Annotated in this window: 11 protein-coding genes and 1 riboswitch; of the genes, 4 read left to right on the plus strand and 7 right to left on the minus strand. The window is 67.1% G+C overall.

All coding sequences use genetic code 11. The annotated features are described in order from the left end of the window. Positions 1–2 precede the first annotated feature (2 nt). Genes IVA88_RS05850 through IVA88_RS05870 form a run of 5 tightly spaced genes read right to left on the minus strand, consistent with a single transcriptional unit; the run spans position 3 to position 6445 of the window. Positions 3–632, minus strand: a complete 630-nt coding sequence (locus IVA88_RS05850) for a precorrin-8X methylmutase (RefSeq protein ID WP_247496338.1) — start codon at positions 630–632, stop codon at positions 3–5. Next, on the minus strand, positions 632–1795 hold the full coding sequence (cobG, locus tag IVA88_RS05855; RefSeq protein WP_247496339.1) for a precorrin-3B synthase: 1164 nt from the start codon (positions 1793–1795) through the stop codon (positions 632–634). Before cobG ends, IVA88_RS05850 begins: the two co-directional genes overlap by 1 nt. Continuing rightward, a complete protein-coding gene (cobN, locus tag IVA88_RS05860) occupies positions 1792–5040 on the minus strand; it encodes a cobaltochelatase subunit CobN (protein WP_247496340.1) in 3249 nt (1082 codons plus the stop codon). Before cobN ends, cobG begins: the two co-directional genes overlap by 4 nt. Further along, positions 5040–6074: a cobalamin biosynthesis protein CobW gene (gene cobW, locus IVA88_RS05865; protein ID WP_247496341.1), complete on the minus strand. Its 1035-nt coding sequence runs from the start codon at positions 6072–6074 to the stop codon at positions 5040–5042. The genes cobN and cobW overlap by 1 nt, the downstream gene beginning before the upstream one ends. Beyond that, complete coding sequence (locus tag IVA88_RS05870) at positions 6071–6445, minus strand: DUF1636 domain-containing protein (RefSeq protein ID WP_247496342.1); 375 nt, start codon at positions 6443–6445, stop codon at positions 6071–6073. The genes cobW and IVA88_RS05870 overlap by 4 nt, the downstream gene beginning before the upstream one ends. Positions 6446–6539: 94 nt before the next feature. Next, positions 6540–6760, minus strand: a riboswitch (cobalamin riboswitch). 40 nt (positions 6761–6800) lie between these two features. Here IVA88_RS05870 and cobO point away from each other — a divergent pair. After that, positions 6801–7436 carry a cob(I)yrinic acid a,c-diamide adenosyltransferase gene (gene cobO, locus IVA88_RS05875; RefSeq protein ID WP_247496343.1) on the plus strand — a complete coding sequence of 212 codons (636 nt, stop codon included), beginning with the start codon at positions 6801–6803 and terminating at the stop codon, positions 7434–7436. 23 nt (positions 7437–7459) lie between these two features. Continuing rightward, entirely contained in the window at positions 7460–8908 is a 1449-nt protein-coding gene (locus IVA88_RS05880; protein ID WP_247496344.1) for a cobyric acid synthase, read from the plus strand. Here the strand turns inward: IVA88_RS05880 and cobD are convergent. Continuing rightward, positions 8897–9859 (minus strand): threonine-phosphate decarboxylase CobD, encoded by a 963-nt coding sequence (gene cobD, locus IVA88_RS05885; RefSeq protein ID WP_247496345.1) that lies wholly within the window; start codon positions 9857–9859, stop codon positions 8897–8899. The two genes, IVA88_RS05880 and cobD, sit on opposite strands and share 12 nt — an antisense overlap. 11 nt (positions 9860–9870) lie before the next feature. Beyond that, a complete protein-coding gene (gene cbiB, locus IVA88_RS05890; protein WP_247496346.1) occupies positions 9871–10812 on the minus strand; it encodes an adenosylcobinamide-phosphate synthase CbiB in 942 nt (313 codons plus the stop codon). Between the two features lie 122 nt (positions 10813–10934). Between cbiB and cobU the strand changes: the two genes are divergently transcribed. Together cobU and cobS are read left to right on the plus strand one after the other, a co-directional pair. Further along, positions 10935–11438: a bifunctional adenosylcobinamide kinase/adenosylcobinamide-phosphate guanylyltransferase gene (gene cobU, locus IVA88_RS05895; protein ID WP_247496347.1), complete on the plus strand. Its 504-nt coding sequence runs from the start codon at positions 10935–10937 to the stop codon at positions 11436–11438. After that, complete coding sequence (cobS, locus tag IVA88_RS05900; protein ID WP_247496348.1) at positions 11435–12217, plus strand: adenosylcobinamide-GDP ribazoletransferase; 783 nt, start codon at positions 11435–11437, stop codon at positions 12215–12217. The genes cobU and cobS overlap by 4 nt, the downstream gene beginning before the upstream one ends.

Consider the following 12217-nt stretch of genomic DNA (forward strand, 5'->3'; position numbering starts at 1 on the left):
CGCTATTCGCTCCGGCTCGCCAGCGCGTTCACCGCGGCGACCGTGATCGCGGACCCGCCGAGGCGGCCCTCGACGGTCAACGCCGGCACCGGCGAATCGGCCATCAGCGCGGCCTTGGATTCGGCGGCGCCGACAAAGCCGACAGGACAGCCAATGATCGCCGCGGGCCGCGGGCAGTGAGGGTCCTCCAGCATGTTGAGGAGATGAAACAACGCGGTCGGCGCATTGCCGATAGCCACGATCGCGCCGTCGAGATGCGGCCGCCATAGCTCCAGGGCTGCAGCCGAACGGGTGTTGCGCATGGACTGCGCGAGCGCGGGAACGGTCTCGTCGCCCAGCGTGCAGATGACAGCATTGGCTGTGGGAAGCCGCGCGCGCGTAATTCCTTCGGAGACCATACGCGCGTCGCACAGGATCGGCGCGCCCTTCTGCAAGGCTGCGCGCGCGGTTGTCACCATGCCGGGCGTGAAGCGGATATGCGCCTCCAGGCCGACCATGCCGGCGGCATGGATCATCCGCACGACCACCTGCTCCTCGTCCGGCGAAAAGCGCGCAAGATCGGCTTCGGTTCGGATGGTCGCAAAGGACTGCCGGTAGATCGCCGCGCCGTCGGTCTCGTACGCGTGCGGCATCAGTGGCCCCCCATCAGGATGGAGGGATCTCTAATGATATCGTCGCGGTTCAGCCCCCGCAGGATGGGCTCATCGCGTGTCGACCCACCGCGCACGAGATCGAAGCCTGCGTCGGTTGCGACAAGGGTGATGGCGGCCGCACCGGAATGGGCGCAGCCCTTGGCGCAGCCGGAGACGTGGAGCCGTGCGGCCGCGCCGATGTTCGGGGCCAGGGCCGCGGCCAGGCCGCGGGTATCGGCATGCGCCTCGCGACAGCGTGGCGCACCGCTGCAGGCGATGACGCGCAGCGCAGGGTCGTAGGCCTCGGTGATCAGGCCAGTCGCGTTCGGCATCGCGCGCTTGCCTTCGCTCAAGACCATCCGCCATGGCGTCATGCGCAGCGCATGTCCGCAACCGGCGAACTGGTTCAGCGTCGCATGCGCCATCTGTCCGAAGGCGATGCCGACCATCGCACCTTGCGAATAGAGGCCGGGACGGGCCGCAGCCATGATCGGCGCCGGCTCGGCCTCGCCGCGCAATGCCGCCGGCAAGATTGCGCCAGTGGCGAGATGCGCGGCCATCCGCCCTCGCCCGCCTCTGGCGCCGCCCGAGATCACGAACCAATCGGCGAATGCCAGCGCCGTGGTCACGGCCTCGCCACGCGCGACGGAGCGGCCGAGTTTGTCGCCGTCAGCCCGCACCAGCAGTCCGCCGGAACGATCGCGCTCGATTCGCACGTCCGCGGAATCGCCCGCAAGCACGCGCGAGGTGCCGTCATCGATCGCGAAGCCGAACTTGGTTGGAAGCTCGAGGTTGCTGTCAGCGAGCGCCTCCTCGAGCTCGGCGGCGAGCGATTGTGTCGCGTCTCCAGCACGCCAGAACGGCGTCACAAGGATGTTGCGACGGGATTCAGTCTCAGCATCCGGATCGAGCAGCGCCAGTTGCGCAAGGCCGTCGAGCAGCAGTTTGTGGCTGGTCTCGTTGACGCCCCTGATCTGGAGATTGGCTCGGCTGGTCACGTCGATCAGGCCGTTGCCATGGCGTTCGGCGAGATGGGCCAGTCCGGAGATTTGTGCAGCGTCGAGGCGTCCGCCGAACGGACGCACACGGACCACGAGCCCGTCGCCCGATTGCATCGGGCGCAGCGCGCCGGGACACCAGCCCTTGACCACGGTAGCGCTCATGACGCCTCCCGCAGCGCAGCCGCAATCGAATTGCGGCGCGTTCGCCAGAGCGAGGCCTCATGCAGACGCGTGAAGCACGTCTCCATCGCCGCCAGTGCCGCCGGATTTTCGCGGGCCATGAAGGCGCGGACGTCGTCATCGCCGAGCGTCGCATCGTAGTAGAGGTCGAACAGATGCGGCGGCACGGCGCCGGCCAGATGCGCGAAGGCGGCCATGTGCTCGAGCGTTGCCGTGATCTCGGCCGCCCCGCGAAAACCGTGGCGCATCATGCCGGCGATCCAGGCCGGATTGGCCGCGCGCGCGCGGACAACGCGAGAGATTTCCTCGGTCAGCGTACGCGCATGCGGCTGCTCGGGGCGCGTTGCGTCGAGATGATAGAGCGATGGTCCTGTTGCGCCGAGATGGGCTGCGGCCGCCGCAATGCCGGCTTCATGCGCGGCATAGTCGGCCGCGAGCAGAAGATCGGTTTCCGGCAAGTCCTGGACGTGCACGAAAGCATCGGCGGATGCGAGCCGCTTCTCGATACCGGCACGATCGAGCTTGATCTCGCCATCGGCCGAGAACGCCCACGACGATGCCGAGAGCCACGCTTCGCCGGCGGCTTCGCGCGTCTCGGGCGTGAAGGCGTCCGGGATTGCCGAGAGGCCCACGCCGTATTGTCCGGGACGCGGCGCGAACACGCGCGATGTGCGATGGCGATATGGATTTTCCTCGCCCTCGTCCTCGCGCGCCGACAGCGCCTCGGCTGCCGCCTCGAACAATTGCGCAAGGCCCGAGAAGACATCGCGAAACAGGCCGGAGACACGTAGCGTGACGTCGATGCGGGGCCGGCCGAGCTCGGCGAGCGCGATGATGTCGTAGCCAGTCACACGGCCGGAAGCGTGATCCCAGCGCGGTGCGAGGCCGGCCAGATGCAGCGCCATGGCAAACTCTTCGCCCGCGGTGCGCATCGTCGCCGAGCCCCAGAGATCGACGACAAGGCCCTTCGGCCAGTCGCCGTGATCCTGCAAGTGGCGGCGCAGCAGCTCTTCGGCGAGCTTGATGCCTTGCGCATGCGCCGACGGCGACGGCACGGCACGCGGATCGATCGCAAAGAGATTGCGCCCGGTCGGCAGCACGTCCTGGCGGCCGCGATAGGGTGAGCCTGACGGCCCCGGCGCGATGCGCCGGCCGGCAAGCGCGGCACGCAACGCGTCCCGCTCGGCGTCACCGCAGGCGCCGCGGCCGAACACGTGCAGTCCGTCGCCGAACTGGCTTTCCTTGAGATCGCAGACGAAGCGGTCGATCCGCGGGATCGCTTCGGCCGGCGCGGCCGATGCATCGAGGCCAAGATCATCTTCGAGGCCTGCCGCGCGCGCCTCGTCGCGGATCGCGGCGATCAGACGCTGGCGCCGGGCGGGATCGAGGCCATCGGCCGTCGAGTACTCGTCAAGGAGCTGCTCGAGCCTGCGCAACCCGTCCGGCACCGCTGATGCTGCCAGCGGCGGCGGCAGATGGCCGATCGTGACTGCACCGATGCGCCGCTTGGCCTGCGCGGCCTCGCCGGGGTCGTTGACAATGAAGGGATAGATGACCGGCAAATCGCCAATCAGGGCTTCCGGCCAGCACGCCTGCGACAGCGCCACGGATTTTCCGGGCAGCCATTCCAACGTGCCATGCGCGCCCATATGCACGACGGCATCGCAGCCCTGCCTCCGGAGCCAGAGATAGAACGCGACATAGGCGTGGCGTGGCGTGCGAGCGAGATCGTGATAGTCGGCATCGCGCGTGGTCGCATCGCCACGCTCCGGCTGAACCGCGATAATCGACCGGCCGCATTGAATCGCAGCGAAATGGAACGCGCCATCGCGACAGCCCGGATCGTTCTCCGGCGCGCCCCAGGCTTGCGCGAGATCATCCTGCAAGGATTGCGGAAGGCGCGCGAGCGCCGCGCGGTAATCGGCGACGCTCCAGCTCAAATTCTGCTTGAGCAGCGCCTCGCCGAGCGCATGGACCGGCGCGACCTCGAAGCCGGCCTCCGCAAGGTCGGGCACCAAAGCCTCGACTGAGGCCAGCGCATCGAGACCAACGGCATGCGCGATCTGGTGCGGGCGGCCCGGATAGTTCGAGAGCACGAGCGCCATCCGCTTTTCGGCGGCCGGCTTCTCCGCAAGACGCCGCCAGGCCGCAACGCGCGCAGCGACGGCCTGCACGCGCTCCTCATCGGGCCTGTGTGCCAGATGCGAAAACTGCAAATCGGGATCGCGCATCGCGGCAGACTTGAAGCTCACCACACCCGCAAACAGGCGGCCGTCGACCTCGGGCAGCACCACATGCATCGCGAGGTCGCCGGGCGACAGGCCGCGGAGCGAGATGGCCCAGTCCTCGCGCCGGGCCGTGGAGAGCGCGACCTGGAACACCGGGCAGGATGCGGCATCGAACGGGGTCGTCCCGTCGTCGCCCATCGCCGAGAACGCCGTCGCATTGACGATCGCGGCCGGAGGGTTTTGCGCAAGCTGCGTCCGCAGCCAATCCACAACGGCCGGAGCCTTCAGCGAGGTGACGAACACACCATGCGCGTCAAACCCGCGCTCACGCAGCGCGGCAATCAAGGCATCGATCGGACCGGTGTCCGCGGCGGTGAGATAGGAGCGATAGAACGTCACCAGCGCTCGCGGCTTGCCTTCGCAGGCCTGCGGCATTGCGATGACGCCGCGCGCGGGATCGTAAAAGCCCATCTCGGGAACGTTCATCTCGCCGATAACGGGGCCGGCATAGAGACCGGAGGCCAACGCAAGCTGCGCGATCGCGGCTTGCGATGCGACAGGGCCGCCGGTGTCGCAGAGCACCTTGAGCCGCCGCAGTGTCGAGACCGGCAGGGTCGAATATGCATCCAGCCGCGTGTCGTCGCGGCCATCGGCCGGCAGCACCGCCATCACGATGCCGCGGTCCTTCGCCAGTTGCTGCAGGGCCGCGAGCCCATACGGCCAATAAGATTCACCGCCGATCAGCCGCACCAGGATGCCGCGCGCCTGCGCAAGAGTGCGCTCGATATAGGTGTCGACCGAGAGCGGATGACGCAGTTCTGCGAGATTGACGAGCCGCAGCGACGGCAGAGTGTCGCGGCCGCGGCGCCAGCCGGCCGCGAACGCGGCAAGATCGGAATCCGAATACGAGAGCACCACGAGATCGGCCGGGTCCTGGCCGATGTCCCTTGGTATCGCGGTCTCCTCGAGACCGCGGCTCTCGCGGAAGACGACGTGCATCAGATACCGAGTCCTGCTCTAATTGCGGCCTCGTCGATATCGCCGTGCTCGCCGATCACGACGAGCTTTGATTGCCGCGCGCCCGCGCCCCAGGGCTTGTCGAACTGGTGGCGCACGCGCTCACCGACCGCTTGCAGCAAGAGGCGCATCGGCTTGCCTGCGACCGCGATATAGCCCTTGACGCGCAACACGTTCTGCTCGCGCGCCAGACGCTGGACCGATGCAACCAGCGCGTCGATATCGGTGACCTCAGGGAGATCAATCACGACGGAGGCAAAATCGTCGTGCTCGTGATCCTCCTCGCCGTCGTGATGCGAGGGGCGCGCGGCGAGATCGTTCTCCGCGGCAGCACCGAGACCGAGGATGAGGCGCGCGTCGATTGCACCGTCGGTGATCGCCAGCATCGGCACGCGGCGCGGCATCTCCTTGGTGATCGCCGCCTTGGCTGCTTCGAGGCCCGTCGCACCCGCAAGATCCGCCTTGGTCAGCAGCACGATGTCGGCGCAGGCGATCTGGTCCTCGAACACTTCCGACAGCGGCGTCTCGTGATCGAGATTTCCGTCCGCCGCGCGCTGCGCCTCGACGGCGTCAGGGTCGGGCGCGAAACGACCGGCGGCGACAGCCTCGGCGTCGGCCAGCGCGATCACACCATCGACCGTGATGCGCGAACGGATCGCCGGCCAGTCGAACGCCTTCAGCAACGGCTTGGGCAGCGCCAAGCCCGAGGTCTCGATCAGGATGTGGTCGGGCCTTACCGGCCGGGACAGCAACTTCTCCATGGTCGGAATGAAATCGTCGGCGACGGTGCAGCAGATGCAGCCATTGGCGAGCTCGATGATGTTTTCTTCCGGGCAATCCGCATCGGTGCAGGATTTCAGAATCTCGCCATCCACGCCCTCGCTGCCGAACTCATTGACGAGCACCGCGAGCTTCCTGCCGCCCGCGTTGGCGAGCAGATGCTGGATCAGCGTGGTCTTGCCGGAGCCGAGAAAGCCCGTGACGACCGTGACCGGAACTTTTGCGAGCGAATTCATTCGGCGGCCTCCGGCACGACGGCCATGGGGGGAATGCGGGCAAGCGATTGCTTGCGGAAAATCTCGGGACGGCTGCGCCAGGGTACGAGGCCGTCCGGCGCGGCCGCATAGGCCGCGGCGCCCGCGACCACATCGTGCGCATTCGCATCCGACAGCCGGCCATAGACATAGGACCAGCGGCCGGGCGCACTGAGTGCGACCGAGCAACCCTGGTTGCATGCCGACAGGCATTCGACGGGAACCACGCTGACACCGTCGGGCACGCCGGCCTCGAGGATCGCACCATGCAGGCGCTTGCCGGGTGTCGTCTCGCCCTCGCCAAGCGTCTGGCCGGCGCGGCAGGTGATGCAGACATGAAGTGTGACGGTCATCGCTTCTTCCAGAATAAACAGCGGGAAGCGAAGAGGCCCACGAACCGTTCTTGCGAAGGCCCGTTTCCCCGTCGCGGAACACCCCGTCCGCCGGTCCAAAATCGTCCGCGCTGGCAGGTCTCCCGGCTTGCGGAGCAGGGTTTGCACCCTTTGATCCCCGCCTTCCCGATCCCAAGGGGATCAGTGGCATCGGGCATCTCTCCGGTCACGGTCGCGGGGGCGGCTGCATTTTGGAACCGAATCTTGCTGATTCGGACCCTATCGCATTCCCTCTTCGCCTGTCGTAGGACAGGAACCAACGCCGCGCCACCATTTGCCCCCGGCCGCCTCTTGTCAAGCCGAAGGACCCCATCCGATGACGCCTGAACCGGATACCCAAACGGCCGAGGAAAACGACGCCCGCCACGCCTCGAAAATGGCGAAGAAGAAGGCCGCCCGCGACAAGATCATGGCGACCAAGAGCGGCGAAAAAGGCCTCATCATCGTCCACACCGGCGCCGGCAAGGGCAAGTCCTCCTCCGCTTTCGGGATGATCGTCCGCTGCGTCGCCCATGGCTTCCCCTGCGCGGTCGTGCAGTTCATCAAGGGCGCCTGGGACACCGGCGAGCGCCGCATGCTCACCGGCCATTTCGGCGACCTCTGCCAATTCCACGCCATGGGCGAAGGCTTTACCTGGGAGACGCAGGATCGCGCCCGCGACATCGCCGCCGCGCGCGCCGGCTGGGAGAAGGCGAAGGAGCTGATCCTTGATTCGAACCTCCGCATGGTCGTGCTCGACGAGATCAACATCGCGCTGCGCTACGACTATCTCGACATCGCCGAGGTGGTCGATTTCCTGGCGACGCAGAAGCCGCCGATGATGCATGTCGTGCTCACCGGACGCAACGCCAAGGACGAGCTGATCGAGATCGCCGATCTCGTCACCGAGATGACGCTGGTCAAACATCCCTTCCGCTCCGGCATCAAGGCGCAAGCCGGCGTCGAGTTCTAAAGACGCCAAGTTCTGAAAGCACCATGGCGCGCGCATTGATGATCCAGGGGGCCGGCTCGGACGTGGGCAAATCGCTCATCGTCGCCGGCCTCGCGCGCGCCTTTACGAAACGCGGCCTGTGCGTGCTCCCGTTCAAGCCGCAGAACATGTCGAACAACGCGGCCGTTACCGTTGACGGCGGCGAGATCGGCCGCGCCCAGGCGCTCCAGGCGCTCGCCGCCGGCGTCGAGCCGCACACGGACATGAACCCCGTGCTGCTGAAGCCTGAAACCGATGTCGGCGCGCAGGTAATCGTGCAGGGAAAACGCATCGCGACTGCCCGTGCGCGTGAATATGCGGCGATGAAGCCGTCGCTGATGGGCGCCGTGCTGGAGAGCTTTGAGCGGCTGAAGGCACGCGCCGACCTCGTGCTGGTGGAAGGCGCCGGCAGCCCGGCCGAGGTGAACCTGCGCAAGGCCGACATCGCCAATATGGGCTTTGCACGCAAGGCTGGCGTGCCGGTCGTGCTGGTCGGCGACATCGACCGCGGCGGCGTCATCGCGCAACTGGTCGGCATCAAAACGGTGATCGACCCGGACGATGCCGCGATGATCCAGGGATTTGTCATCAACAAGTTCCGCGGCGATCCCACCTTGTTCGACGACGGCTACAAGCTGGTCGAAGAAAAGACCACATGGCGCGGCTTTGGCGTGCTGCCCTGGTTCGCGCGCGCCGGCGAGCTGCCCGCCGAGGACGCGCTCGGCCTGAGCGATGCGCGCAAGCCCGGCCAATGCAAGATCGCCTGTCTCGCGCTGTCGCGGATCGCCAATTTCGACGATCTCGATCCGCTCAAGCTCGAGCCTGGCGTCGATCTCGTGATGGTGCGGCCGGGCGAGGCGATCCCCGGCGACGTGCGCCTCGTCATCATCCCCGGCTCGAAATCCACCCGCGGCGATCTCGCCTTCCTGCGCGCCCAGGGCTGGGACATTGATCTGCTGGCGCATCACCGCAGAGGCGGCCATGTGCTCGGCCTCTGCGGCGGCTATCAGATGCTCGGACGCAGCGTCACCGATCCTGATGGCATCGAAGGTCCTGCGGGCGACACACCTGGCCTCGGACTTCTGGATGTGGAAACAGTGATGAGCCCGCAGAAGACGCTGACGCGCGTCGCGGCCGTGCATGCCGCGACGGATCAGCCGATCGAAGCCTATGAAATCCACATCGGCCGCACCGATGGGCCGGATCGCGCGCGGCCATTCGCAAAGCTGAACGGCGAACCGGAAGGCGCCATCTCACGCGACGGACGCGTGCAAGGCAGCTATCTGCACGGCCTGTTCACGTCGGATGATTTCCGCAAGGCATTTTTGACAAAGCTCGACATTCCCGCAGGTGCCGAGCCCTATCACGCCAGGGTCGAGAGCGCGCTCGAATCCCTCGCCGATCACATCGAGCAACATCTCAACGTCGACGGCCTGCTCGCGCTAGCGCGCTAGAGCCGCGGCCAGGCGCGTCCATTCGGATTCGCCGCCCGGAAGCCCGAGGCGCAGCCAAGTCGGCTCTCGCGCGAACGCGCGCGACCAGATCTGGCTACGCGCCAGCTTCTCCTGTGCGGCAAGCGCGTCCAGCATCCCGTAGAGACGAAACAGCGGCGTCCCGCCAACGAGCGTCCAGCCTTGCGACTGCACCATTCCGTCGAGACGAACGCAGTCTCGCGCAAGCCGCGCGGAGGCGGCCTCGGCCCAGGCATCGTCACGCAGAGCGCGGCAGCCGATCGCGATCGCCGCTCCGGAGACCGGCCATGGCCCCGACATCCCGGCGAGCCTGGCGATGTCGGACGAATTGCCGAGCGCGAAGCCGAGCCGCAGGCCGGCAAGGCCGTAAAACTTTCCGAAGGAGCGCAGGATCAGCAGCCCCGGCCGATGCTCAGATGCAAGCGACAGCTGCGGGGTCACATCGGCAAAACTCTCGTCGATGACGAGACGGCCGACGCGCGGCAGTAGCGCCAGCAAATCCTTTGGCGGATGGCAACGGCCGTCAGGATTGTTGGGATTGACGACAATGGCGAGGTCCGCGCCAGCCAGCGCGTCGAGCGCGTTGACCTCTTCTACTTCCCAGCCCGCGGCCGAGAGGACGCCGGCATATTCGTTGTAGGTCGGCGCGAGGATGCGCGCCTGGCCGGGCGATGCCAGTTGCGGCAGCAGCTGAATTGCAGCTTGTGCACCGCCAAGCGCGACGACCGGCGCGCTCGTGCGGTAGGCGTGGCGGGCCGCCTGATGCAGCGACTCGATCTCGGCGCGCGACGGCAACGCACTCCACGCGCGCAAGCTCACCTCGCCTACGGGATAAGGCAGGCGGTTGATCCCGGTCGACAGATCAATCCAGTCCTCAGCGCGTCCGCCGAAACGCTGCTGGGCCAGATCGAGATTTCCACCGTGCTCGCGCATGCGCTGTTCTTTCACGCGAAGACCAGGATCGCAAGGATTCCGGCAAGCAGCAGCATGGCGCGGCGGTAAACCGTCAATCCCCGATCGATGTCGGCAGCAAGCGGATCGCGCGCACCTTCATTCAGCCATGGCTCGTTCGTGGTACTGCCGTGATAGTTCCGCGGACCGCTGAGCCGCACACCAAGCGCACCCGCCATGGCCGCCTCCGGCCAGCCGGCATTGGGCGAACGGTGCCGGCGTGCATCCCGCGTCATGCAAGACAACGCATCTGATCGCCGTGGGGCCAGCAGCACGAACAAGAATCCGGTCAGCCGCGCCGGAACGAAATTGGCGACATCGTCGATGCGCGCTGCGGCCCAGCCGAAGGCTTCGTGGCGTTCGGAGCGATGGCCGATCATGGAGTCCAGCGTGTTGATCGCCTTGTAGCCCAAAATGCCGGGCAGACCGAACACCGCGCCCCAGAACACGGGCGCGACGATGCCGTCGGATGCATTCTCGGCGAGGCTCTCGATCGCCGCGCGCGCGATGCCGGCCTCGTCCAGCGCCAGGGGATCGCGGCCAACGATGCGCGAGACCGCGTCGCGTGCGGCGGCGATGTCACCGGCCCGCATCGGGTTTGCGACGGCAGCAACGTGGTCGTGCAACGAGCGCAAGGCGACCAGCGGCCAAGCCAGGACGCCGACCAGCACGATTTGGATCCAGCCCGGGGGAAGCAAGGATTGAAGCGCCCAGCCGAGCGCGACCGAGAACGCGGTCACCACGAGCGCACCGGCGAGACCAGCGGCGCGGCGAAATGCCGGCGGATCGGACGGCCGATTCCAGCCGGTGTCGATGGCAGAGATCAGCCGGCCGAGCCAGGTGACGGGATGGCCGATCCGCGCGAACAGCCGTGATGGCCAGCCCAACAGGGCATCCACCGCCATCGCCACCACCATCGCGCCCGCAAAGCCCACAGCTGCCTCCTGTCCCGCCCCTGTTGCGCAAACCACGGCCAGAGCGCAAGCCCCCGGCTGGCGGATTTCGGCTTTGTCTTCGGCGGCGTTTGGTGATTAGTGCTGGCCGGACAGGAGACTATATGGCCGTCATTTTGATCACCGGCGGAGCACGGTCGGGCAAGAGCAAGCGTGCAGAAATTCGCACGCGCGCCTTTCCCGGGCAGCCGGTCTATGTCGCAACGGCCGAGGCCCTCGATGCTGAAATGGAGGCGCGCATCGCCAGGCATCGCGCGCGGCGCGGAACCGACTGGATCGAGCGCGAGGTACCGCTCGATCTCGTGCCCGCGCTGCTCGCAACCGACGGTGGCGGCGCGCGGCTGGTCGATTGCCTGACACTGTGGCTCTCCAACCTCATGCATGCGGAGCGCGACTGGGAGCGCGAGATGACGGAGCTTGCCGGCGCCCTGCCCCGCTTGAGCAGCCCCGTCGTCTTCGTCACCAACGAGGTCGGTCTCGGTATCGTGCCGGACAACGCGCTGGCGCGCAGCTTTCGCGACGCTGCCGGGATCATGAACCAGATCATCGCTGATGCCGCCGACGAGGTCGAGTTTGTGGTCGTGGGCCTGCCGATGAAACTGAAATGATGCCGCACAACGAATTCTTGCGAGACATCGTCGCCGATCTCAGGATGGCGGCATCGTTCGTGACGATCCTCCCGGTCGCTTCGCCGAAGCCCGCTGCTGACGGCGCCATCGCGCGCGCGACCTGGGCCCTCCCAGTCGCGGGCCTGCTGGTCGGCATCGCCGGGGCCTTTGTCTACAAGATCGCCAGCCGGTTCGGATTGACACCGAACCTCGCCGCCCTGCTCGCTTTGGCCGCGACCGCCCTCATCACGGGCGCGCTGCATGAGGACGGCCTCGCCGATACCGTTGACGGGCTCGGTGGCGGCCGCACGCGCGAGCGCAAGCTCGAGATCATGCGCGACAGCCGGATCGGCAGCTATGGCGTCTGTGCGCTGATCCTGTCGTTCGGCCTGCGCTGGAGCGCGCTCGCGGCGATCGCCAATCCATGGGCGGTCGCGCTCGCCCTGTGCGCTGCGCACACTGCTGCCCGCGCGGGCGTGCCGGCCTTCATGTCGCTGGTCACCCCCGCGCGACCTGACGGCCTGTCGGCCAGTGCCGGATCACCGCCGGGCCGTAGCGTCGCCATCGCCATCGCTGTTGGAACGCTCGCGCTCGCCCTTACGCTCGGACCGGGCAAGGCGCTCGTCAGCGTGATCCTGCTCTCCCTCGCCGGCCTGATACTGGCACGACTTGCCATCCGCCAGATCGGCGGGCAGACCGGCGACATCCTCGGCGCGTTCGAACAGCTAGGCGAGATCCTGATCCTGCTGGTTGCCGCGGCCTTCCAGATCGGACGCTGA

The sequence above is a fragment of the Bradyrhizobium sp. 149 genome (genome assembly GCF_023073915.1).
Classification (GTDB): domain Bacteria; phylum Pseudomonadota; class Alphaproteobacteria; order Rhizobiales; family Xanthobacteraceae; genus Bradyrhizobium.

What these genes read in the sequence shown, in the direction of transcription:
- cobW (WP_247496341.1), bottom strand. Translation starts at nt 6,074, where the DNA reads ATGAATTCGCTCGCAAAAGTTCCGGTCACGGTCGTCACGGGCTTTCTC.
- cobN (WP_247496340.1), bottom strand. Translation starts at nt 5,040, where the DNA reads ATGCACGTCGTCTTCCGCGAGAGCCGCGGTCTCGAGGAGACCGCGATA.
- IVA88_RS05850 (WP_247496338.1), bottom strand. Translation starts at nt 632, where the DNA reads ATGCCGCACGCGTACGAGACCGACGGCGCGGCGATCTACCGGCAGTCC.
- IVA88_RS05870 (WP_247496342.1), bottom strand. Translation starts at nt 6,445, where the DNA reads ATGACCGTCACACTTCATGTCTGCATCACCTGCCGCGCCGGCCAGACG.
- cobG (WP_247496339.1), bottom strand. Translation starts at nt 1,795, where the DNA reads ATGAGCGCTACCGTGGTCAAGGGCTGGTGTCCCGGCGCGCTGCGCCCG.
- cobD (WP_247496345.1), bottom strand. Translation starts at nt 9,859, where the DNA reads ATGCGCGAGCACGGTGGAAATCTCGATCTGGCCCAGCAGCGTTTCGGC.
- cobS (WP_247496348.1), top strand. Translation starts at nt 11,435, where the DNA reads ATGATGCCGCACAACGAATTCTTGCGAGACATCGTCGCCGATCTCAGG.
- cobU (WP_247496347.1), top strand. Translation starts at nt 10,935, where the DNA reads ATGGCCGTCATTTTGATCACCGGCGGAGCACGGTCGGGCAAGAGCAAG.
- IVA88_RS05880 (WP_247496344.1), top strand. Translation starts at nt 7,460, where the DNA reads ATGGCGCGCGCATTGATGATCCAGGGGGCCGGCTCGGACGTGGGCAAA.
- cobO (WP_247496343.1), top strand. Translation starts at nt 6,801, where the DNA reads ATGACGCCTGAACCGGATACCCAAACGGCCGAGGAAAACGACGCCCGC.